This is a genomic window from Rohdeia mirabilis, assembly GCA_007750655.1.
In the GTDB taxonomy this organism is placed as follows: domain Bacteria; phylum Planctomycetota; class UBA1135; order UBA1135.
Genome location: CP036290.1, coordinates 849717 through 874121, shown reverse-complemented (window position 1 = coordinate 874121; position 24405 = coordinate 849717). Strand labels below are relative to the sequence as shown.

Genomic DNA, 24405 nt, shown 5'->3' with positions numbered 1-24405 from the left:
GGGATCCTACCATGCAGCCCCTCGCGCCCCGGTCGGCGCGCGACCCGCCCGGACCCATGCGCAACCTCCTTCTGATCGACGTCGTCGGGCTGGCCTGGCGCCACGTCGGCGAGCACACCCCGCACCTTCGCCGCCTCGCCCAGGAGGGGTTCGGCGCGCCGATGGACACGATCCTGCCGGCGGTGACGTGCTCGGCCCAGGCGACGATGCTGACCGGGCTGATGCCGAGCGAGCACGGCGCCGTGGGCAACGGCTGGTACTTCGACGACGTGGGCGAGGTGCTGTTCTGGCGCCAGAGCAACGCCTGTGTGCGCGGCGAGAAGATCTACGAGACCCTCGCGAAGCGCGCGCCGAAGGCCACCTGCGCCAAGCTGTTCTGGTGGTGGAACATGGGCGCCGCCGTGGATCGCTCGATCACGCCGCGGCCGTTCTATCCGGCCGACGGGCGCAAGCTCTTGGCGGTCTACGGACAGCCGACCCAGTGGTGCGCGGGGGTCGAGAGCGAGCTGGGACCGTTCCCCTTCTTCGACTTCTGGGGTCCGAAGGCCGGGCTCGGGTCGAGCCGTTGGATCGCCGACGCCACGCGCCTCACGATCGAGCGCGAGCGGCCGACGCTGACGCTCTGCTACCTCCCCCACCTGGACTACGACCACCAGCGTTTCGGGCCGGACTCGCCGCAGGGGATCGCGGCGCTGCGCGAGGTGGACGCGTTGGTCGGCGAGTTGGTCGAGTGCGCGCGCGCCAACGACACCGAGGTCGTCGTCGTCAGCGAGTACGCGATCGAGGACGTGACGCGCGACGTGGCGCTCAACCGCGACCTGCGTCGGGCGGGGTTGCTGGAGGTGCGTGAGACGCCGGTGGGCGACGTGCTCGACGTGTTCGCGTCGCGCGCCTTCGCCGTGGCCGACCACCAGGTGGCGCACGTGTACGTGAAGGACGCGAGCGACCTCGCCGCGACGCGCGCCGTGCTCGAGTCGATCCCCGGCGTCGAACGCGTGCTCGATCGCGACGAACAGCGCGCCTTCGGCATCGACCACGCGCGCAGTGGACAGCTGGTCGCGATCAGCGAGGCGGACGCCTGGTTCAGCTACTACTACTGGCTCGACGAGGCGAACGCCCCCGACTTCGCGCCGACGGTCGACATCCACCGCAAGCCCGGCTACGACCCGGCCGAGCTGTTCGTCGATCCGAAGCTGCGGGCCCCGATGGTGCGCGTCGCGAGTCGCCTGGCGCGCAAGAAGCTCGGGTTCCGCTACCTGATGGACGTGATCCCGACCAACGGCGAGCAGGTGCGCGGCAGTCACGGGCGGTTGCCCGAGACTGCGGCGCGCGGCCCGGTGTTCCTGTCGACCTTGGGCGAGGGTGAGGTCGGCGGTGCGCCGAGTGGTGACGCGGTCGCGATGACGTCGGTGAAGGAGCGGGTGCTAGGGGCGTTGGGACTGGGCGAGTAGCCGCGCCGTTCGGTGCCGCACTCGCGTCGTCACTTCGCTCGTCGCGAAGCGCCACGAGTTCTCGGCACCACGTGGCCGCGCGCCACAGCGCCGCGGTCAGCTCTCCTCGAGTGCAGCGAGCGCGGCCGCAAGATCCCCTTCGTGGAGCACGATGCGTGCGCGTTGGATCTCGGCTCCCCCCGACACGTCGACCGCCATCGGCTCGCCGATCGGAGTGCGGAGCCGCCTGGCGTCGCGCACGTGCAGCTGGATCGTCCACACGCCGGTCCAGGAGAGCTTCGCGAACCGCAGCGGCCCGGTCGGGTAATCGTCCCGCTCCGGCTGCGCCGATCGTCGAGTGTCGCCTTCGAAGGGCACGTCGAGCGTCGCCGTGGCTTCGATCGAGTGTCCGTCCGGTAGACCGCTCGCCGGTAGGTCGAACGAGACCTCGAGCGTCGGTGCCGGCTCGAGCACGACCACCGATCCGCCCACCACGTCCGACACGAACTGCGCGGCGTGGTCGTCGACCTCGATCCATGCATCGACTGGTCGAAGAGTCCCGCGCAGATCGAAGGCACCCCGACGAACGGGAATGCGTCCCACGGCGCGTCCGTCCTGGATCAGCATGGCCACGCCACTTCGCACGGGCTCGCCGTTGGCATCGCGCACCGCACAGGTGCCCGTGCTCGCCAGTCCGAGCCACGGGTCGAGCGCGTCGGGACGCAGATGCGCGTCCGGCCCGACGGAGAGCCCTTCGAGCGTGTCGATCAGGACGTCGTAGCCCTGGATGCCGGAGGTCCCCGTTCCGAAGCCTCGACTCCGGAAGTCGTCCGAGCGCTCGACCGTCGCCCACAGCTCCAGGTCCCAGCGGCCGGGTGGAAGCGTGAGCGCGAACTCACCGAAGCGGTCCGACGACTGGTCCGCGAGGGCCTCGACAGTGCCCCATTGCCGAGCGCCGGAGGACGGCTTCGCAACGATGCGAGCGTCGAAGAGACGCCCGAGGTCGTCGACCGCCACACGCCCTTCCACGCGGCCGCGACGCACCACCGTGACCGTCACTTCGCTCCCGATCTCGAAGGTCATCGGCGACTCCATGACCACGGACGCCGACCCTGCCGTCAACACGAGGTCACCGACGTCGGTGCGGACGTCGAACCGAACGGACTCCGGAAGCTGGAAGCGACCGTCGGCGCCCGACGCGGCGCGTGCGATGGAGCGTGAACGACCCGCGACCGTGCCGCGCGCTCCCACCACGACGCCGGGAACAGCACGCCCCGCGCTGTCGACAACGATGCCGCTCACCAGTGGCGGCGGCACGCGCATCACCACGTCGCCCAGGTCGTGAACGCCGCGAACGCTGGCATCACGACGCGCCCCACCGGGTATCACGACGGAGCCTTCGCCTCGTCGCAGCGGCCCGTCGCGACGATCCACGTCCTCGAACACGACGGTGAAGCGGTCGCCGTCGAAGACCTGCTCGAGGTGCGGGACCTTGAAGTACGCGAAGCCAAGTTCGTCGGTCGTCGTCCCGTTGCTCACGCCGCCACTGAACAGGGTACGGACCTCGGCCTCGGCCAGCGGTTCACTGGCCTCGTCGACCAGCCGCGCGATCACGACTTCGCCGATCGCGCCCGCCCGGACCACCACTTCCTCCCCGTGCTCGCGCGGGCCGTCGAAGGGCTCGCCGAACTCGTGATACCCGAAACCGTCGCCGGGAAGCGTGACCGCGACCTGGAACCGGTGGCCGACCTCGACCACTTCGAACACGGCGCGACCCGCGTGAGCCGAAGCGACTCCGCGGATGGCGCGACCTTCCACAGACTCGAGCTCCACACGCTGTCCGAGCGGGCGGACCACTCCATCGAGTTCCTGCTCGACGACGACACGACCGAATGCGGGTAGTCGAATGACGAGCGGCTCGATCGGCGGTGCACCGATCGAGTAGGTGGCGATGGCGTCCTCGACCATCCGCACGTACGCTTTCGCGACGACCTCGGTCGCACGCGGCAGGTACTCGCTGTCCGCCAGCCGCGCAACGTCGATGGTGACGCGTCCATCGTCGCCGCCCGTCACCCCCGAGAGTCCGGTTCCGGCCGATCCACGCGCGCCGCTCTCGGTCCAGAAAGTCAGCGAGAGCGAGACGTGCACACCGCCAACGGGCTCGCCGTTCGGACCCACCACGTCGACGTGCAGGAGTTCCTGCCGCCGCAGCTCGACGACGACCTCTCGGTCGTACATCGGCATCTCGACAAGACTCCAACCGTGGCGATCGTCGGTCACCGCGGCGAACCACGTCTCGACGAAGGGACGCTCGACGACGAAACGCCCCGCCGCGTCGGGGAGGATCTCGACGCCGTGGTCGCGAGTCGCCGCAACTGGCTGTGCGTGCCGTCGGATCTGTCGGCCGTCCACCTCGGCGAGCGTGGAACGGAACAACCGCAGGCCGCCGTTCGGGGCGTGCTCGAGCGACGCACCCGTCGCCGCATCGATGCAGCGCACGACGATCCCTTCCGCGACACTCGCCACCGTCGGCGGACCCTCGGAATCGGTCGTCGCGCTCGCCGCGAGCTCGGGAAGCTGCAACTCGGTCCGCGTTCCAACGGCTCCGCGCTCGCGGTCGATCAGTCGCGCCTCGTCCGGCTCGTCGAGCGGCGCATGCGACGGATCCACTGCGAGTTGCGGGGGTCGCGCGTGCTGACCGCCCACCCACGGCTCCGCGAGCACGATCCAGATCGCGACGAGCGCCACGGTGAACAGAAAGGCGAGGGCAAGTCGCACGCGGGTCTGCGAGGGCGGGCGCATCGCCTCACGATACGCGTTCGTTCAGTGCCGTGCCCAGGCCCGAGGCCGCCACCTCGACGTGTCGCACCGGGGACGAGCGCGCCGGAGGGGCGGAGGCAATCGGGCCAGAGCGTCGCTCGCAGGGGCCCGAATCCGTGTGCGACCGACCCGAGACGAAGATCCGCTACGTGTCGTGCGTCGATCGCTCGCGACCGAGCCTCACCAGCGAACTCGAGTGCCGAACGCCGAGGAAGGGCGCCCGCCGTGAACGGGGCCCGACGATCGTTCGCGCGACGCCACGCGCTTCAGTCGTCGTCGCTCGAGTCGCGCAGCACCTCGAGCGCTCGGTCGACGTGCGCCCGTTCGAGTTCGATCTCGAACCGCTGCCGCGCCGATCCCGCAGCCACGTCGATGCTCCAGCTCGGACCGACCTGGATCGAATCGGCGTGGGCGTTGCGAGCCACGTGCAGCAGGACGGTCCACGCGCCCGGGCTGTGCACCTCGAAGAGTTCGACGACCGCGGGAACGTCGGTGAAGCCCTCCACCGAGTAGGCCTCCACCCGCGGGGCCCCCGACAGCGGAACCGAGTCGGGAACGAGCACGAAGCGCAGCTCCGCCGAGCCGGGCAGCTCGAGCTGAGGTCCAGCGATCGCGAGCTCGACCGTTGGCGCTGGAGCCAGCGTCACGACGAGCCCGTCGAAGGGCGCGCGAACGAGCGCGCTCTCGTAGCCTTCTGCCACGATCCAGACGTCGGGGGCAGGTCCGTCCGCGTAGAACGCGAACGTGCCGTAGTGCAGCCCGACGCGTCGCGGCTCGGTGGCCTCGACCGTGTCCGAGCTGGCAGCATCACTCCGATCGCCGTCCATCCACGCAGCCTCCATCCAAGCTGCGTCCATCCAAACGGTGCCGCGGTCGACGGGAGCGCCCGACGCGTCGACGACCGACACTTCGATCCTGCGGATCGGCGGCTCCCATGGATCCAGCCTCGGGTCCTGAGCTCTTCGTCCCTCGATCACCTCGACCCGTTCGAGCACGTCGATCACACGTTCACCCGCTTCGACATCCAGGCTCAGCCCGAGGTCCCAGTCGCCAGGAGCGAGGTCGAGTTCGAACCCACCGCTGCGATCGACGCGGCTGTACTCCGTCCAGTCCTGGAGGGGCCCCGCTGTCGAGCTCGAGCGCGCGTACACGCTCGAGCTGCTGAAGTCGTCCGGGTCGATGCCGGCGATCCGTCCGGTGACGCGCCCGAACGAATGCACGACGACCTCGACGTCGGCCCCGGGAGCGAACGAGACGGGCTCGGTCGCCCGGAACGTTCGCGATGTGGCGAAGAGGTAGAGCTCGCCGGCTCCGGCTCTCGCCGCCAACGCGTCGCCGGCGTGGATCGCGAAGCGTCCATCCTCCGAGGTCCTCGCGCCGAGCACGCTCGTGCTGCCGTCGACGATGCTGACTTGCTTCCAGCCACCACCCGCGCGTTCGTGGACGGCGACCCCGATGTTCGGCACGACTCTCCCGAACGCGTCGACGATCCGTCCCTGCACGAGCAGCGCATCCCGTGCGAAGACCACGTCCCCCACGTCCGTCACGCTGCGCTGTCCGGCGACGCCGAAGTCCTCGGCCGGGATCCGATGGTCGATCGCCGCGGTTCGTGGCGATCTGCTCCACCAGCTGCCTTCGACGAGATCGAACTGGATCTCGCGCCCGCCGAGCGCCTCGGTGACCCGCCCACGGCGCATGAAGGCGAACCGGCCCTCCGAGTCGGTCGAAAGAAGGAGCGGTTCGCCCGAGCCTCGCGGCGACTCGAGAAGCTCCGTGTCGGCGAGCGGCCGCCCGTCTTCGTCGACCGCGCGGCCCACGACGAGCGTCTCTTCGATCACGAGCTCGACGGCGACGTCACGGCGCGCCTGGGTGGGGCCGACGACCTCGACGGTCGGGCCGTCGCCGAACGTGAATCTGTTCGCCACCACGAGCAACGTGCGGTCGAGCGCCACACGCTCGTACTCGGCTCGCCCTCCGTCGGTGAACGCGGTGAAGGAAGGGGGCCGACGTGCGGCGCCCGAGAGCGAGATCCAATGGCGACCCGGAACGAGCCGACCCTGGCCATCGCGCAGCTCGACGGTCAGCCTGCCAGACTCCGCGAGTGTCAGCAGAAGCGGCTCGGCCGGCAGTTCGCCCGGGTCGAAGGTGATGCGCGGCGCGTCGGGCGACGACCACTCGGCCTCGACGAAGCCGACTCTCGTGGACGTGCGGCCTAGCTTCGCGAGGAACGCGCTCCAGTCAACCACGACGCGCCCGAGCTCACCGTCCGACCCGTCCGACGTGGCGACCGAGATGGATCTCGGCTGGCCGTACTCCTTTCCATCCCGATCGACGGCGCGAATTCCGACGTCCAGCAGGATCCCTCCGACCGGCGCACCGCTCGCGTCGCGCACCTCGACCGTCAACTCGCGCACCGGATCGAGAGCGACCGTAGCGACACCGTCGATGATCGGGAGTTCGAGACTGACGAACCCGCTCTGTTCACCCGACCATGCCGCGATGTGCGTCCGACGGACCGGGCGCTCGATCTCGACGATGCCTGCAAGATCCGCCACGTGCGGCGTGCCGTGCTCGCGCAGCGTCCGAGTGGGGCGCGGGAGCGACGCCGCGTCGATCCCGTCGAACGAGGGCGCGTCCGACACGAACACCGAAGCCGACGGCACGGGCGCGCCCGTCGCTCGGTCGATGCACAGGATCTGGAACGTGCGCCCCGTGAGGTCGAGCGCGGCTTCGGGTGTGCCCACCAGTGCGCGGCGCCCGCGCGCAACTGCGCTGTCCGTCGCCGCCGCTCCAACCGATCCGGTCGCTCCGTGCGTGAACTCGGTGTCGTCCGTTCCCTGCGTGCCGGAAGCCGCGTCGGACTCCACGAGCGCACGCGGCCCCGGATCGGCTCCGTTCGCGAACCACAGAACGAGCGCGATGGACACCAGAGCGAGCGTTCCCGCGAGGGCGACGAGCGTGCGAGCCATGCGCGCGAGTGTAGGGCGGCGCGGTAGGGGGACCACCGGCGCGATCGTCCTCACTGGCCGCTCACGAGCGCAGCCACCTCTTCGAGCTCCGACGCCGTCACGTCGATCATCAGCGCCTGAACGCCGTCCACGCCGGATTCCACCTCGAAGTGGCGCACCCCGCCGATGGGAGACGGCATTCGGCCCCTCGTCCCACGCACCATGAGCTGCGCCTCCCAGGTACCAACTGCTGGCAACTCGAAGGCGTCACTCTCGAACGGCAGCGCGGTCGTCCCGACGGGCCCGTATCCATCGAGCGGCTCGGAACCGTCGAACAGCGTGCGCGTCAACTGGGCGAACAGGGCCGCGCCTTCGGGCAACGAGCCGCCGTCCGAGCGATAGACGATCTGCACCTCGGGTCGCGGCGGGATCACCACCTTCGAGATCCTGCCGGCGTCTTCCACCAGGACGGCTGCCGGCGACTTGGGCCCGTACGCCTCGGGAACGATCCACAGATCGACGCGCCCTTCACCGACTTCGAGTGTGAGCCGACCCGGCCCGGCGTCGAGAGTTCCGGCCGCACGGCCGTCGATCCCGATGAAGACCTCGCAGCGGCCGAGACTCGTCCCGTCGGCCGGCTCGATCTCGATCGACACCTGGCGCAGGTCGATGCGCAGCGGGTCGAGGCGCACGTCATCGGCCATGACGCCGGACTCGACGCGTACCCCTTCGATGCACGCGACCATGTAGTCGTCGAAGAAGCCGCCGCCGCACACGACCAAGTCGTACTCACCCGCGGCCGCATCCAGACGGAACGATCCGTCACGACCGACGGGGTTCCCGGTGCCGGACCGCCAGGCGTTCGGCGCGCCGGGAGTGCTGAGTCCGACCGACATGAACGAGAGGTCGTCGCGACCTTCGACCACGATGCGTCCGGCCACCGCTCCGCGCCGTTCGACTTCGAGACGCACGACGTCGCCGGGCGCGAATGCGACGGGTTCGCGCGCAGACGCCCGACCGGTGGAAGCACGCAGGAAGAGCGAACCGCTCGAGGCCAACTCCTCCAGCTCGACGGTGGTGGGGATCACGAACCGACCCGTGTCGTCGGTCTGGACAACCGCGAGGGTTGCGTTGCGCTCCCCATCGCGTTGCTCCGCGAGGGCGATACGCGCGTCGGGGATAGGACGGCCGTCCTCCGCCACGACGACACCAGAAACGAGTGGTCGAATGGGTGCGAGCACGACGTCACCCAGATCCTGCGTCATCTGCTCGTGCCCTCGATCCGGAAAAGAGACGGCGACCGACGCTTCTCGGCGCGACGGCGAGCTCGGAGCTCCATCGAGGATGCGCCACTCCTCGTCCATCGCCGGCACGACGATGTCTCCATGCCAATTCCGGATCACACCGAAACGCCCATCGCCGTCGGTACGGATCCGAATACCGCGACGGAAGGGGTAGGTCTGAGTTGCGTCTCGATGGATGCTCGCTTCGGCATCCGCTACTGCTGCGCCATCCGAGTCGACGAGCCGGCCGACGACCTGGTGATGGGGTTCGACGAGACGGACTACGATCTCTTGGTCGGGCGCGACGGGGCCTTCGATCAACCGTTGACCGCTCCCCCAATCCACCCGCACATCGCCCGACAATGCGACCGGAGAGAACCTGACCCGCCCTCCGTCGGTGAATCCGCGAGCGCGACCGGTCGTAGGACTCGACCCAGATATCCGCATTTCGTGGGATCCGCGCACGAGCTCGCCCGCCTTGTCCACGAGATCGACGACGACGCTACCCGTCGGCGGAAGCGTCAACGTCACGGGCTCGTCGGGCGGCGCGTCGCGATCGAACGACGCTTGGACCGGCGCGTCTCCGATCACCGTCGCCTGGACCCAGACGTCGTTCGACTCGATCGGGGCCAGCTTCCCTTGCAGAGCCTGCCACTCGAACGCGACTCGACCGTCGTCGTCGGTCGTCCCACGCAGCAGATCGAAGTTGTTCTCCAGCGGAATGGGCTCCCTCGTTCCACGCGCGATCGCGGTGACCTCGACCCCGGCGATGGCCGACCCGAGACGATCCAGCACATTCACGTCCAGGTCCTGGGCAGCGGTGAGCTCGACGACGACGACGAGTTCGTCGTCGCTCGACGGGGCGACGTATCCCAGACCGCGCAGTGTTCCGGCCACCGCAGCCACGCGCAGCCCCGAGTGCGCGTGCGCGAGCTGGACCTCGCCCCGCTCGTCCGTCCGGTACTCCGCCCCGAGTTCGATCAGCGCGTCGATGGGGCGCGGGTACGTGTAGTGGAGCGGACCGCTGAGCGGCGTCGCCGTCGTCGTGTGGACACTCGCCCCCGGCACGCGTTCGCCGGTCGACGCGTCGATGCAGCGCAGGGTGAATCCGCCGCTGGTGCCGACCTCGCGCCGCTCAGCGGCAGAACCCGCTGGGGCATCGTGGGAGTCTCCGGCGTCGACGACTTCCGACTCCTCGACGTCCGCGGTCCGAGGCGTGATCGTGTTCTCCGAGAGACCGCCAGGCGCGGGGCGCCGAGGCTCCGCGAACGGATCGACGATCAGGTAGGCGGCGACGAGTCCGAGGACCAGGACGACGAGCAGGGTCAGGTTGCGAGCCATGCGTGCCAGTGTAGAGCGGCGCGGTAGGGGGACCACCGGCGCGATCGTCCTCACTGGCCGCTCACGATCGCGACGACCTCTTCGAGCTCGGACTCGGTCACGTCGATCGTCAACGTCTGCACGCCCTCCACCCCCGACTCGACATCGAAGTGGCGCAACTCACCGACCGAACCGACGATCGCGCCCTTCCGGCCACGGACCTGGAGCTCGACGTCCCAGGTCCCCGCGGCGGGCAGGTCGAACGGGGCGCTCTCGTAGGGGAACTCGTAGGTCTTCGCTCCCTGGAGCCGCAACGGCTCGGGTCCCGCGAACGGTGGCTCGAGCGACAGGCTCGCCACCAACGTCGCGTACTCGGGCAGGTCACCAACAGCAGCACGGAAGACGACTCGCACCTGGGGCCGCGGCGGCAGGACGACGGTCGACGCGGCCGGCGCGTCCTCGATCACGACGGCCGCGAGGGTCGTATTCGAGCGCTGCTCCGGCACCACCCACAGGTCGGTACGACCGAGTCCGACCTCCGTCTCGATGCGACCGTACTGCCCATCGAAGGCGCCGGCGAAATGCCCGTCCATGAACAGGTACACGGCGCATCGTGAGTCCCACGGAGATCCGTCGGCCAACTCGAGGTCCAGCGCCAGCGAGCGAGTTTCGACGATCCAGGGCTGAAGACGTGGGTCGGCCGTTCGTCGATCCGACTCCACGTGAACACCTTCGATCCGAGCGATGGTGTGGCCGTTCGGGAAGCGATCCCTGCGTACCTCCAGGTCGTAGTGGCCCTCGGGTAGGTAGAGCGTGAACGAGCCGTCGTTCCCCGTGAAGCTACGCACTCGACTTCGCTGGTCTTCATTCGGCTCTGTGGCGAAGGCGTCGATCGTGTAGCGCAAGTCGTCGTCTCCGCCTGCGACCTCGATTCGCCCGTCGATCGCGCCCAACTGATGCGATCGGGCCAACCCGAGACGAACGTCGTCACCAACCGCGAACGCGAGTGGTTCTGATAGCGTCACGTGTGGAGCCTCTGCGCGCAACAGCAACTCTCCGCGTCCCGCCTGCGCCGCGAAGCCATCAGCCGCAGGAACCACGAACCGCCCGTTCGCTCCCGAGTCGACGTAGTCGACGCTCGACCAGCGACCTTCCGAACCCGGTTCGAGAAGCGAGACCCGAGCGAACGGTACGGGCCTTCCAGCGGGATCCACGACGGAGCCCGTCACGAGCGCGCGTTGGGGCTCGAGCTGCACGTCGCCGATGTCGAGCACCGCTGTCCCATCGTCGGGGAACTCGATCGAAACGGTGGCTTCACGACCGAGCCCACCTCGTGGGCCTTCGACGACGATGCGGCACTGCTCGGCCATGGGCTTCGTCAGTACATCCGAAGCGATCGACGCGGGCACGACGAAGCGACCTTCGGCATCGGTGAGGAGTCGGCCTCGCGGAGCGAATCGGCGCAGCTCGCCCTCTTCGAACACACGCGCTTCGGTGTTCCCGAGTGGCTGACCGTCACCATCGACCAGTCGCCCAGTCACTCGATCGCAGTCCACCATGATGCGTACCTCGAGCTCTTGACCTGGAACGAGCGAGCCACCCAGTTCAGGGGCGGCCAGCGAATTGAGAGTCCCTCTCGTGATCCTCTCCGTGGTCGTCACACTGAGATCCATCCCTGCCGCCACCGGATAGAAGCGTGCGCGTCCGCCGCTCGTTCGCCGCGACCCGCGACCGAACGGATGCCCCCAGCCACTCACGAGGACTTCGAACTCGCCCGCGAGGCGTTCGCCGTGACCGTCCACGAACTCGACGACGACGGCGCCGACGTCGTCGAGGACGATTTGAACGGGGCCGTCCGCACGCTGCTCGAAGTCGACTTCCTTGCCGGTCGGAAAGCCGCCAATACGGTCTACGCGCACCGTGAGGCGTTCGTCGACGACTCCCGCAGCCACCTGCTCGAGTGCCTGCCAGTCGAAGGCAGCCCGTCCCGTCTCGGGGTCGGTCCTGGCGCGCAAGAACGTCTGCTCGCGGGCGTTCATGAAGGGCGAGCGTCCCCAACCGACAATCACGACCTCGATCCCACCGATCGGCTCTTGGTCGGGATCGACGACCTCGACGATGAGTTCGTCGACAGGCCCCAAGCTGATGTCCATCGACACGCGCCCGATCGTGTCCGTGATCCACGCGTACCCGCGCCGCGATTCAGCCACTCCGGCGGCCAAGAGAGCACGGCGCGGCACGACGACCTCCCCGCGCGCGTCGGATCGCACTCGTTCTCCGTGAGCGATGGCGTGATCGACCGGGCGCGCGGCCTGAGAACTCTCACCGGTCGCGGCGGATGTCGGGTCGAAGAGATACAGATCGGCACCCGGGATCGGTGCGCCGGTGACGGAGTCGACGCAGCGCAGCACGATTCCATCGCTGATGCCGACCTCGCGCCGTTCGGCAGCGGAACTCGATTCGGCATCGTCAGCACGGACGAGCGCTGGACCTTCGGCCTGATCCACCTGTGGCGTCACCGTGATCTCGGAGGCGCCCGATCCGAGCCGGGGAGACTCCGCGAACGGATCGACGATCAGGCAGGCGGCGAGGAACCCGAGGACGAGGACGACGACAAGAGTCAGGGTGCGAGCCATGGGCACGAGTCTACGCCCACGCGGCATCGACCGATCGGCGACGGACCGGCCCCACTGAGCGAGCCGCCCGACGACGAGCGTTCAGCGCTCGTGCGCCTCGTCGGGCAACTCCACCTCGACCCGATCGCCGTCCGCGAGGCCCAGCACCGACCGCAGGTGCACGTCGGCGGCGATCTCGACGAGGTTGCGCGGATGGTCGCCGCGGTCCTCCTCGTTCGCTTGGGTCCGCAGCACGAACGCTGAACGGCCCGCGATCCGGCACGGTGCGACGAACACGCGCACGGTGCCGAGGAGCGGATCGGGCTCGAGCCGCAGCGCGTGCGCCGGCATCGACCAAGGCTCGTCGAGCTCGACATTCAGCGTCCCCGGCACCAGCTCGACCCCCGCCAATGCCGCGTACTGCGCCGCGAGCAGCTCCATCCAGCGCGCGAAGTCGCCCTGGCCGGTGCGGACGATGCCGGTGTGGCGGCGGGTGGTCGTCATCGCTCCTGCTCCTCCAGCACCCGCAGCGCCTCCGCGACCTCGTCGCTGTCGAGGGTGATGGACGTCTGTTGAGGCTCGGCGCCACTGAACACCACGACGGTGTGCGCCTTGCCGAATTCGAGCGCGGGCGAGGCTCGATCGCGGCGCACGAACAGGCGCGTGCGCCATTCGCCCACGGCATGAAGCACCTTGAACCAATGGCGGAAGCCGTCGGTGGCGTCGTCCCAGCGCACCGACGCGTTCAGCGCCCCGCCACCTTCGAAAGGGAGATCGAACTCGAGCTCGAGACCGAGCTCGGCGCCGGCCGGGAGTTCGAGGTCGGGAGCCTGCACATGGACCGCGATCGCAGGAGCGGGCTCGAGCGTGATCGACGACTGGCTGCGCATGTCGCGAACGAAGAGCCCCGCGCAATCGAAGTTCTGGATCCAGGCATCGACCGTTCCAGTGGTGGCGTGGACTTCGAGCGAACCTTCGAAGATGCGCCCCAGGGCGGTGACCCCGCCGGGGTGCACCCACGTCACGTACCCCATCCTGACCGGCTGTCCGTCGGGCTCGAACACCTGCACCGTGTGCGGCTCCACTTCGATCGACCAGGGGTTCAAAGATGGAGGTCGAACCGTGCGGCCCGCGCGCGCCTCGATTCCGTCGATGCGGCCCAAATACCAGAGGGAACCGGTGCCGAATCCGCCACCTGTTCGACTGAAGAGCTCGAGCGACCAGATTCCGGCCGGTACGACGGCTCGGAATCGTCCTCCGGCATCGAGCTCGACGTCGAATTCGGCCCTACGCTTCCACGCATCGCGCGGCGTGCCGACGACGGAGAAGCCAGTGAACGCGTGCGTCGCCGAGGCTTCGATCCGGCCCTCGATCACCGCAACGCCCTCGATCGTAAGGGTCAACTCGGCTCCGGCCCTGAATTCCTCGGGGCCCACGGAGGCATGGGCATCGCTGACCACGCTGGCGACGAGCGGTCGCCCGCCGATACGTTCAGTCAGCACGTCGCGCAGCGGGACCCAGAACTGCCCCGACGCGTTCGTTCTCGCCGACGTCACCGGATCCCTGTCGAGCGCTTCCGGCCCTACCGCCTCGATCACCACCTGGACGTTCGGAACCCGTCGGCCCAGCGTGTCGACCACCACGCCGGAAACGAGCAGCGGCGCTTCGAACATGACGATCTCGCCGATGTCGTACTCCCCGTGATCGTCGCGACCGAAGGAGTCGTGAGCGAACTTCGTGATGAGAGCACTTCCGCGAAGTGGGGGCGTACTCGAGCGCTCCACCTCGAACACCCACTCGACGGGCTCGTGCGACTTCGCTCCGGAGACGAGGAACTGCGACCACGGTGCAGCGAACCAGCCGTCTGCATCGGTCCCCGGGGAGATGGCCTGCTCCCTCGATGCGACCGGGTAGGCGACGCACGCTTCGTCGCCGATCGGTCCTCCGAGTTCGTCCGTGAGCCGCCCGACCACCTGGACGCCCGCGAGTGGGACCTCGATCACGACTTCCTCACCGTGCTGGGCCGGCCCCAGGAAGAACGCGCCGCCCGCTGCCGAGAGATCCGGGCGACGATCGAGCTCGGCAGCGAAGCGCTCGCTCGTTGCCGCGACGCGGAACTCAGCGCGCCCATCGACGACAGGTGCGCTCCGAACTCTCGACCGGGAGCCCCCTTCGGGACCGAGATACGCCGTCCAGGCGCCACGTCCGACGGGGCCCGACGGCGTGGCGACCTGGACCGCGACCTGCCCCACGGGTGGCAGCGTGAGCTGGAACGGCTCGACCAGTGGATCGCCCAGGTCGAACGCGACAGCGACCGGATCGCGGGTCACCAGGTCCACTTCGACCTCGACACGCACGGCCGCACCGATCCCTGTGGATGCACGCAGGGAATGCCACTCGAGCGTGGCGCGCCCATCCGCATCCGTCTCGATCCGCGTGATGCCGCCGCTGAAGTGTTCGCTACCGGCCCTCGCGCCCTGGCGCCAGGCATTGAGGACCACATCGAACCCACTGGCCGGTGACCCGTCCGCGTGCCGCACCTCGATGACCAGGTCGCGTCGCGGCTCCAGTCGCAGCTCGATCACGTCCTCGAAGAGCGGTGGACCGACGAAGCGCGCGGCGCGGTGGTCTCCGTCCACGGCCGCGAGCAGGCCCGACGTCAAAGGCGGAGGCAGGCGCACCTCACCGCGAGTGTTCGCGACCTGCGGTTCGCGGTGCGTGATCAGAGCTTCGATCGGGGTCGGATGCGACCCGTTGTCGAGCGTCCCGGGCAATTCGCGATCGGACAGGTACACGTGCGCACCCGCGATCGGCGCACCCGTCGCCGCGTCGACGCAGCGCACCAGGAAGCCGGGCGTGGCGTCGTCGAGCACGAGCTCGACGACGGGCGCATTCTCGACGATCGACATGCGCAGGTCGGAGTCGGCGGCGCTGCCTTCGTTCGCCGCTACGTCGAACGCGACTGTCGGTGCGTCGGCCTCGCGCGCTTCTCCGGCTACAGGACTCGACTCGATCGCCGCCGGTCCGTCACCACCGCCCTCGTTCAGCGCGATCGTCACCACCACGCCAACGGCGAGCAGCACCAGGACCACGGCGAGAATCGTTCGCGAGCGCATGGGGAGAGGATAGGGGCTCGAGCTCTCTTTCGTGGGCCGCCCGTCGTGAGGCACTGGCCGCTAGTCGCCCGAGCGCTCGACCAATGCATCCGCGATCTCGGCGGCCGTCAGCTCGACGGCCACGCGCTGGATCTCGAGGCCACCGAGGACATCGACGCGGCGCTCGATCGTGATCGGTGCCCAGGCCGCTGGCTCGTTGCTGTCCCGTAGCGTCAGCTCGAGCACCGCGGCACCGAGCGCGGGAAGCTGCTCGAAGCTCAGCTGCCGAGCGCCGCCCTCCTCCACGACGGTCCCACTCTCGAGCCCGCGCCCCTCGAACGGCACGTCGTGGCGCACGCGGGCCGAGAGCTGCGCGCTGGCTGGCAGGGATCCGTCCGGGAACGTCACGTCCACCACGAGGCTGGGCGCGGCCTCGAGCGCGACTCTGTTCAGACGGCTCGCATCCGGTACGAAGAGCGCCGCACAGCCGGGCGCTTCGATCCACAGACCCAACGCTCGATCGCCGTCGTGAATCGTGATGACGCCATTCGCGAGGGCCGCGCGACCGATCGATACCCCATCGCGAACGAGGAACGCGCTTCCGGCGACCAGAAGACTTCCGTCCGGACCCTGGACCTGGATCGTGTTCGGCGCGAGATCGACGACCCAGGGGTCGAGTTCGGGTGGTCGTGTGCGTTCGCCCGCTTCGACGACCAGACCGTCGAGTAGGGCGAGGGCCTCTTCGGTCCGTCCGCCCCAACTCCCCCTTTCGACCGTTGCCACCAGCTGGAGACTCCAGATGCCAGCAGCGAGGCTGATCTCGAACGAACCGTCGTCGACGACACGCGCCGACTCGAGCCTCGGCGTGGCGTCGCCATCGAGGGTCTGAATGGCCTGGATTCGCAGCGGGAACGTCGCTCGAGTTCCCGACACGCGCACCACTCCTTCGATACGAGAACGGCGCTCGACGACCATCGAAACCTCGTCGCCGACTTCGAACTCCAGGTCAGTGGCGGACGACACGATCTGTGAAATCGCCGCGAGCACCAGGTCCGTCGTGCCGAGCCACTCCGGAGTCTCCACCGGCAGAGCGATCTGGAACCGCCCGTCCGCGTCGGTCCATCCGCGAAGGTCCGTATCGGCCCAATAGAGGCCGTTCCAGTATCTCACCGCGAGCTCGACGCCGGCCACGCCGCGATCACCGGGATCGACCACGCGCCCGTGCACGAGCAACGGCGGAGCGCGGAGGACCACGTCGCCCATGTGGTACGTCCCGGTATCCACCCTTCGATCGAAGTCGGTGGGAAGAACGAAGACCCCTTCGCCCCGTCGTCCGACCGACCTCGGGCCCAGGTCTTCGAGGACGAAGCAGGTCAAGGTACGGAACCCATCGACCAGATCGCCCGTGTCAGGCATCTGCAGGACGGCGATCCCATCTTCATCGGTGACGGAGCTCTGCTTTCGCTTCGCGCCCATGTTCACGCTGACGTTCGCGAGTGGCGCACCGAACTCGTCCACGATCCGCGCGACGAGTCGCGGCTCTCCACGGCCGACCCTGACGACGATCGTCTCGCCCCGGACCATGGGCCCGTCGAACGCGCCGACCTTGCTGTTCTCGGTCCTCGCAGTGAAGCGGCCGTCAACCTCGACGAACTCGAACACTGCGCGACCGGTGAGCAACCACTCTCGCGCGGAGCCCAGTGCGCCCACACGGGCGAGATCCACGATTCCCGCTCCCGGCAGCAACTCGCCGCGCTCGCAACGATGCTCCACGACGACCGAGCCGAAGTCCGGAACGGTCAGGACGACGGGTTCGGTCGGCAGTGGATCGGCCTGGAACTCGATCTGTACGGGCTCACTGGACACCATCGATGCTCGGGCGCGGACCACGCCGGTCTCGCGCAGCGCAGCGAGGATCCACGGTTGACTCAGCTCGAACGAGGCGCGGCCGCTGTCGGCGTCGGTACTGAGGTACAGGCTCCCGGCCCAGGTCTGGGCACCCTCGTCGTTCAAGCCCGTGAAGTCGAGTCGAACGGGCATCCCACCGACCGGGGCACCCATCGAGTCCACCACGTCCACCTCGATCGTCGCGCGCGGCACCATCTCGAGCACCGCCTCCACCTCGTAGGTCGGAACATGGATCTCGAGCACGCCGAAGTGCCCGGGCGCGACGGCGGCGAGCCACGTGCGGACGTAGGGCCGTTCGATCCACAGGCTGCCGTCGGGGGCGGGCTCGACCGCGACGCCTCGCTCCACCACGGACGCGACCGGTTGCCTCAGGTCGCGCAGCGCTTCGCCGCCGAACGCGGGTGCGTCGGTCCGGTGGAGCTGTGCGCCCTCGATCGCTTCGCCAGTCGTCGCGTCGATGCAGCGAATCCGCATCCGGTCGCCGACGCTCTCGACCCTGGCGACCGGATCGGGTTCTGGCACCGCAGACCGATGCGTCGAGTCCGAGGACGCAGCCACCCTTTCGCCGGACTCGAGAGCTGCACCCACGCCCCGGTCGCCAGACTCAGCGGTCGAAGCCGTCAGCGATGTACCCGTCGACGCGATCCCCTCACCGTCGCTCCCGCCGCGCACGACGAGAGTGACGAGGACGAGCGCGACGGCGAGGAGAACGAGGGCCAGGGCAAGGGTCGTTCGCGAGCGCATGGGGAGAGGATACTGTCGAGGCGTGATCGCACCCTCGCGACTGCACACGACGACCTTCCACGCACGCTGACCCTCCATGCACCACCTACGCCTCGGCCTCCTCGCGCTCGCGCTCTCCACCCTCGGCGCACTCGGACTGAACGCGACGAGCGCGCCACAGGATCGTGAGGCCGAGGCGGCCGTCACCGACGACGAGGAGAGCTCCCGCCCCGCCGTGCTCGTCACCGGCGCCAGCTCGGGCATCGGGCGGCGCACGACGGAGGTGCTGGCCGCGAACGGGTTCTTCGTCTACGCCGGCGCGCGCAAGGACGCGGACCTCGCCGAGTTGAACGCGCTCGAGAACGTGCAGGGCATCCGCCTCGACGTGACAGACCCCGAGCAGATCGCAGCGGCGGTGGCCACGGTCGAAGCCGGCGGACGCGGACTGTTCGGCCTCATCAACAACGCCGGCGTGGCCGTGGTCGCACCGCTGATCGAAGTCACGGACGCGGACCTCGAGTTCCAGTTCGACGTGAACGTGAAGGGACCGGTGCGGGTGACGCGCGCGTTCGCGGATCTGTTGATCGCGAGCGGCGGGCGCATGGCGACGACGGGTTCGATCTCGGGCTTTCTGGCCTGGGAGTTCGGCGGGCCGTACACGATGAGCAAGCACGCGATCGAGTCGTTCAGCGACACGCTCGCGGCCGAACTCGCGCCCTTCGGCGTGGCAGTCGGCGTCGTCGATCCGGGCAACTACCGTTCGCAGATCGGCGTGTCCATGCGCGAGCGACTCCAGGCACGCGGCTATGCGACGGAAGGCAGCCGCTACGCCGAGCAGATGGAGGCCCGGCTCTCCGGTCCCGGCGACCGCGACCAGTACGACGAGCCCGACGACGTGGCCGCCGCCTTCCTCGCGTTCCTGACCGATGAGGCGCCGCGCCGCCGCACGATCGTCACACCCAATCGCGCCGAGGCCGAGATGACCCTGCGCGCCGCGATCGCCCGCGTGGCCGAGATCGCGAGCGGGCCGCAGGAAGTGTTCGGTGAGGACGAGGTGCTGGAGATGGTGAAAGCCGCGCTGGACGGAGCGCGCTGAGTCTTCGGGGGAGGCCTCTCGGAGCGCGTCCGTCAGCCGGACACGTCCACGACGCGCCGCAACTGGAAGCGGCACGGGGCTCCGGCTTCTTGCACGAGGACCTCGAGAGCCCGCAGACTGAAGGCCCTCCATCCGTCGCCGTCGTGGAAGGCGTCGAGCTCACCCACATGGGCTCGGTCCCAAGCATCGTCGCCATCGGCGCCGTGGACCATCGGCACCTCGGTGCCGTGGATCTGCCAGAGCGGCCCCATCTCGTCGACGAGGCTGGAATCGTGCTGACCATGGCTCACGAGCGAGTTGGGATCGCTCTCGATCAACCGCTCGTAGATCTCGTCCGGAATCGGATCGTCGAGCTCCGGCGCCCGATCGACGAGGTGGCGCCAATCGAAGCGAACGGCCGGCCGAGGCTCGACGCGACGCAGTTCAAGTCCGCGAAGACCGCTGGCCCGCAGTCGGTCCGCGACCTTGTCGGTGACGAGGGGACCTACGCCCCAGCAGGTCGAGACCGGAGGCACGAACGGTCCGACACGGCCATACCTCTCGACTCCGTCGGGGCCAGAGATCATGCACCCGTTCATCAGTACGGCGCCGTAGTCACCCCAGGGAGCGCCGTGCTCGACCTTGAAATGCGCAAAACCCGCTGCCAGTACCTCGTCGGTCATTCCCATCTCACTCGCCATCGCACTCACTCCCCCATCCGCGGCCGCACCGCCAGGTACTGCTTCGGCCACGGGTGCGTGGGCACCTCCATGTCGGCCGCGGCACGCATGGTCAGGTGCGGATCGAGCAGGTGCGGACGGGCCAGGGCGCACAGGTCGGCACGGCCGGCGGCGAGGACCGTGTTCGCGTGGTCGATACCCTGGATCGCACCCACGGCCATGACGGTGGCGCCCGTCTCGGAGCGGATGCGCTCGGCGAACGGGACCTGGTACATGCGGCCGTAGATCGGCTTGCTCTTGGGCGTGTTGCCGGCGGTGCTCACGTCGATCACGTCCACGCCGAGCTCCATCAGCGCGCGCACGGTGACGATCGAGTCCTCGATGGTCGTGCCCTCGTCCAGGTCCGGCGAGTCGTCGACCCAGTCGACGGCGCTGATGCGCGCAAAGAGCGGATAGCCGTCCGGCAACACCGCGCGCACGGCCTTCGCGACGCGCAGCGGAAAGCGCATGCGGTTCTCGAGGCTGCCGCCGTACTCGTCCTGGCGGTGGTTCGACGCGGGGCTGAGGAAGCTCGACAGGAGGTAGCCGTGAGCCATGTGCAGCTCGATGCAGTCGAAGCCGGCCGCGAGCGCCAACCTGGCACTGTTCACGAACGCCGCCTCGACGCGAGCGAGGTCCGCCGCGTCCATCTCCTTCGGCACGTGCCACCCTTCGCGGAACGGTTCGGCGCTGGGCCCGAACGTCTGCCAGGCGCTCGCGTCCTTCAGCGACGTGTCGCCCTCCCAGGCCAGCGAGCAACTGCCCTTCCGACCGGCGTGCGCCAACTGGATGCCGATCTTCGCCGCCGAGTGCTGGTGCACGAAGTCGGTCACGCGCTTCCAGGCGTCGCGCTGCGTCTCGTTCCACAGACCCGCGCAGCCGTGGCTGATCCGGCCCGCCGCCTCGACGTTCGTCATCTCGGTGAAGACGAGGCCCGCGCCGCCGACCGCGCGCGACCCCAGGTGCACCAGGTGCCAGTCGTTCGGCACACCGTCGGTGGCCGAGTACATGCACATAGGCGACACGACGATGCGGTTGTGAAGCTGCATGTCGCGCACCGCGAGCGGCTTGAACGCGGGCGGCTGCGGCGCACCTTCCGCCGCGCCTCCTGAACGCTCGTCCGCCCAGAACGCGTCGCGCGCGCGCTCGACCAGCTTCGGATCGCGCAGCGCCAGGTTGTCGTAGGTGATGCGCTTGCTGCGCGTCATCAGGTTGAACATGAACTGGACCGGCGACTGGCCCACGAAGCGCTGGGCGTTCTCGAACCACTCGAGGCTCGTCTGGGCCGCGCGCTGGATCTTCAGCGTGTCGACGTAGCGCGACTCCTGGTAGTCGGCGAGCACCGCGGCGCTCGGCTCGAAGTCGTGGCGCTCGAGCGCGTCGATCAGCGCGATCGAGTCCTCCATCGCCAGCTTCGTCCCCGAGCCGATCGAGAAGTGCGCCGAATGGGCCGCATCGCCCAGGAGGACCACGTTCCCGTCGTGCCAGCTCTCGCAGACCACGTTGGGGAACTGGCGCCAGATCGAGCGGTTGCCAAGGAGACTGTGCCCGTCCAGGTACTCGGCGAACAGCGCCTCGCAGTAGCGGATCGTGTCCTCTTCGCTCATCGCGTCGAAGCCGGCCCGCTTCCACGTGTCCTCGTGGCACTCGACGATCCAGGTTCCGAGCATCGACCCGTCGTCGTGCTTCACGAACGGATAGGCGTGCACCATGAACAGGCCGTGCTCGCCCTCGTGGAAGACGAAGGTGAATGCGTCGAGCGGCTTCGTCGTGCCCAACCAGGCGAAGCGACAGTTCCGCATCTCGACCGTCGGCTTGAACGTCTCGGCCAGTTGGCTGCGCACGGCGCTGTTGATGCCGTCGGCGGCGACCACGAGGTCGTAGGACCCGCGCACCTCGTCGAGCGACACCTCGGTCTCGAACTTGACGTCGACGCCGAGCTCGATGCAGCGCTCCTGGAGAATGCGCAAGAGCTCGCGGCGCGGCGTACCGACGAAGCCGTGGCCCGTCGAGCGCACGCACTCGCCGCCGTAGTGGTTCTCGATGTCCGTCCAGTGCACGAACCCGTCGCGGATCGCCTGGTAGGTGACTTCGTCCGCCTCGCGGAAGCGGTCGAGCGTCTCGTCCGAGAAGACGACCCCCCACCCGAACGTGTCGTCGGCGCGGTTGCGCTCGAACACGTCGACCTGGGCCGACGGGACGCGCTCCTTCAAGAGGGCGGCGAAGTAGAGGCCGGCGGGACCGCCGCCGATGCAGGCAACTCGCATGGGAGCGTCTCGATCAGTCCTTCAGGGGAATGCGCGCCACGCCGTCGGCATGGGCTGCGCGCGCGACCGCGTCGCCGACCACGAAGGCCACCGAACGGTCGAATGCGGGCGGGAGAATGCGTTTCGGGCCCGGCTCGACCACACAGCCGGCGATGGCGTCGATGGCCGCGAACTTCATCCCGGGCGTGAAGCGCGTGGCCCCCACCTCGAGCGCGCCGCGGAACAGACCCGGGAACGCGAGCACGTTGTTGACCTGGTTCGGGAAGTCGCTGCGACCGGTTCCGACCACCGCCGCGCCGCCGGCCAGCGCCTCGTCGGGCAGGATCTCGGGCTCGGGGTTCGCCATCGCGAGGACGATCGCGTCCTTCGCCATGCTCGCCACGTCCCGGCGATCGATGAGGCGCGAGCGGCTGACGCCGATGAAGACGTCCGCGCCCTGCATGGCGTCCTTCAGCGTGCCCCTCAGATGGCGGCGATTCGTGTGCTCGAGCAGCTGCGCCTTGACCGGGTCGAGGTCGTCGCGGTGCGGCCCGATGATTCCGCGGCTGTCGCACACCAGCACCTCGCCGACCGGGATGCAGCGGTCGCCGCCGTCGGCGCAGGACAGAAGGCGCGCGATCGCCCGCCCGGCCGCGCCCGCGCCGCTGATGACGACGCGCGATCCGACCAGCGCCTTGCCCACGACCCGCAGCGCGTTCTGCACGGCGGCGAGGCACACGATCGCGGTGCCGTGCTGGTCGTCGTGCAGCACCGGGATGCCGATGTCCTGCAGGCGGTCCTCGATCTCGAAACAGCGCGGCGCCGAGATGTCCTCGAGGTTGATGCCGCCGAACGTGGGCGCGATGCGCTTGACCGTCTCGACGATCGCGTCCGGGTCGCGCGCGTCGAGCACGATCGGGAACGCGTCGATGCCGCCGAACTCCTTGAAGAGGACCGCCTTGCCCTCCATGACCGGCAGCGCGGCCTCGGGGCCCAGATCACCCAGACCCAGGATCGCCGACCCGTCCGAGACGACCGCTACCGTGCGGCCCTTCATCGTCAGGCTCCAGGCCTTGGAGACGTCCTCGCCGATCACTTCGCAGGGTCGCGCGACGCCGGGCGTGTAGGCCAGCGACAGGTTGCGCGGTGAGTCGACGCGCAGCAGCGAGCGCACCTCGAGCTTGCCGCGGTGCAGTTCGTGGATCCGCAGCGATTCTTCGTAGACGTCCATCGCCGCACGATACGGCGCCCCGAGGTCCGCTCCAAACACGGGGCTTGCCCCCGCGAGTCCCGGCGGTAGCGTGTCCCGGATGTCCGCCGCTCGCCCCCGCTCCGGAGCTTCGCGTCCCCGTCCCGGCGACGCGAAGAGCCGCGTCACGAAGAAGGCGCGCGCCGAGCTGGCCGCACGCGTCCAGGCGATCGTCGACGAGCTGTCGGACGCGGTCGACGCTCTCGCCTTCGCCGACCCGGTCGCCCACGTCTACAACCCGCTCGACTACGCGCGCGACGCGTCGGCCACGTTCATCGAACGCTTCGTCCGCCCGCGCCCCGAGGCCGTGCTGATCGGGATGAATCCGGGACCCTGGGGCATGGTCCAGACCGGCGTGCCGTTCGGCGAAGTGGCCGCGGTGCGCGACTGGATGGGCATCGACTCGGGCGTCGTGCCGCCGGCCGACCAGCATCCGAAGCGTCCGATCGAGGGCTTCGCCTGCACGCGCAGCGAGGTGAGCGGCCGCCGCGTCTGGGGCTGGGCGGCCGAGCGCTTCGGGACGCCCGCGGCCTTCTTCGACCGCTTCTTCGTGTGGAACTTCTGCCCGCTGGCCTTCATGGAGGAGGGCGGCAAGAACCGCACGCCGGACAAGCTGCCGGCGGCCGAGCGCGAGGCGCTGTTCGAGGTCTGCGACCGCGCGCTGGTCCGGATGGTCGAGGCCATCGACCCCGAGCGCGTGATCGGCATCGGCCGTTTCGCGCTCGACCGGGCCAGGTCGGCGATCGGCAGCGAATCCGGCCGCGCGTTCGGCACGATCCTCCACCCGAGTCCGGCCAGTCCGCTGGCGAACCGCGGGTGGGCGCCGCAGGCCGAGGCCCAACTGGCGGCGCTGGGGATCGACCTCGACCGTTGAGCGCGGCGACTCGGGCGAGCCCGCGACCTCGACGCCTTCACACGGATTGAATCAATCGATCGATTGAATGTCGGCGAGCGCGACTCTACCCTCCCCGCCC

The 24405-nt window shown here is 69.1% G+C and carries 13 protein-coding genes; 3 read left to right on the top strand and 10 right to left on the bottom strand.

The annotated features are described in order from the left end of the window. Positions 1-56 precede the first annotated feature (56 nt). Positions 57-1451, top strand: coding sequence for an alkaline phosphatase family protein (locus Pla163_RS03160; protein WP_145183440.1), 1395 nt, complete (start codon positions 57-59; stop codon positions 1449-1451). 96 nt (positions 1452-1547) lie between these two features. Here Pla163_RS03160 and Pla163_RS03155 read toward each other — a convergent pair whose 3' ends face one another. The 7 genes from Pla163_RS03155 to Pla163_RS03130 all read right to left on the bottom strand — a co-directional run bounded on the left by Pla163_RS03155 (position 1548) and on the right by Pla163_RS03130 (position 17893). Continuing rightward, positions 1548-4232: a carboxypeptidase-like regulatory domain-containing protein gene (locus Pla163_RS03155; protein ID WP_419186268.1), complete on the bottom strand. Its 2685-nt coding sequence runs from the start codon at positions 4230-4232 to the stop codon at positions 1548-1550. 284 nt (positions 4233-4516) lie between these two features. Further along, a complete protein-coding gene (locus Pla163_RS03150; protein ID WP_145183435.1) occupies positions 4517-7255 on the bottom strand; it encodes a hypothetical protein in 2739 nt (912 codons plus the stop codon). Between the two features lie 14 nt (positions 7256-7269). Further along, a complete protein-coding gene (locus Pla163_RS03145) occupies positions 7270-9822 on the bottom strand; it encodes a carboxypeptidase regulatory-like domain-containing protein (RefSeq protein WP_145183432.1) in 2553 nt (850 codons plus the stop codon). 50 nt (positions 9823-9872) lie between these two features. Beyond that, positions 9873-12437: a peptidase associated/transthyretin-like domain-containing protein gene (locus tag Pla163_RS18660; RefSeq protein WP_419186267.1), complete on the bottom strand. Its 2565-nt coding sequence runs from the start codon at positions 12435-12437 to the stop codon at positions 9873-9875. An 81-nt stretch (positions 12438-12518) separates the two neighbouring features. Beyond that, complete coding sequence (locus Pla163_RS03135) at positions 12519-12920, bottom strand: DUF120 domain-containing protein (RefSeq protein WP_419186266.1); 402 nt, start codon at positions 12918-12920, stop codon at positions 12519-12521. After that, positions 12917-15532 (bottom strand): hypothetical protein, encoded by a 2616-nt coding sequence (locus Pla163_RS18655; protein WP_419186265.1) that lies wholly within the window; start codon positions 15530-15532, stop codon positions 12917-12919. The genes Pla163_RS03135 and Pla163_RS18655 overlap by 4 nt, the downstream gene beginning before the upstream one ends. Before the next feature lie 60 nt (positions 15533-15592). Next, positions 15593-17893 (bottom strand): hypothetical protein, encoded by a 2301-nt coding sequence (locus tag Pla163_RS03130; RefSeq protein WP_145183422.1) that lies wholly within the window; start codon positions 17891-17893, stop codon positions 15593-15595. Positions 17894-18239: 346 nt separating this feature from the next. On the opposite strand from Pla163_RS03130, the gene Pla163_RS03125 reads away from it, so the two are divergent. Next, positions 18240-19238, top strand: a complete 999-nt coding sequence (locus Pla163_RS03125; RefSeq protein ID WP_145183419.1) for an SDR family NAD(P)-dependent oxidoreductase — start codon at positions 18240-18242, stop codon at positions 19236-19238. A gap of 32 nt (positions 19239-19270) precedes the next feature. Here the strand turns inward: Pla163_RS03125 and Pla163_RS03120 are convergent, their stop codons facing one another. Genes Pla163_RS03120 through Pla163_RS03110 form a run of 3 tightly spaced genes read right to left on the bottom strand, consistent with a single transcriptional unit; the run spans position 19271 to position 23413 of the window. Continuing rightward, on the bottom strand, positions 19271-19900 hold the full coding sequence (locus Pla163_RS03120; RefSeq protein ID WP_145183415.1) for a hypothetical protein: 630 nt from the start codon (positions 19898-19900) through the stop codon (positions 19271-19273). A gap of 23 nt (positions 19901-19923) precedes the next feature. After that, positions 19924-22203, bottom strand: coding sequence for an oxidoreductase (locus Pla163_RS03115; protein ID WP_145183412.1), 2280 nt, complete (start codon positions 22201-22203; stop codon positions 19924-19926). Positions 22204-22216: 13 nt separating this feature from the next. After that, positions 22217-23413, bottom strand: a complete 1197-nt coding sequence (locus Pla163_RS03110) for an NAD(P)-dependent malic enzyme (RefSeq protein WP_145183409.1) — start codon at positions 23411-23413, stop codon at positions 22217-22219. Positions 23414-23492: 79 nt separating this feature from the next. On the opposite strand from Pla163_RS03110, the gene Pla163_RS03105 reads away from it, so the two are divergent. Next, the gene (locus tag Pla163_RS03105) at positions 23493-24305 is read left to right on the top strand and encodes a uracil-DNA glycosylase family protein (protein WP_419186264.1); all 813 of its coding nucleotides are present in this window, start codon (positions 23493-23495) and stop codon (positions 24303-24305) included. Positions 24306-24405 lie beyond the last annotated feature (100 nt).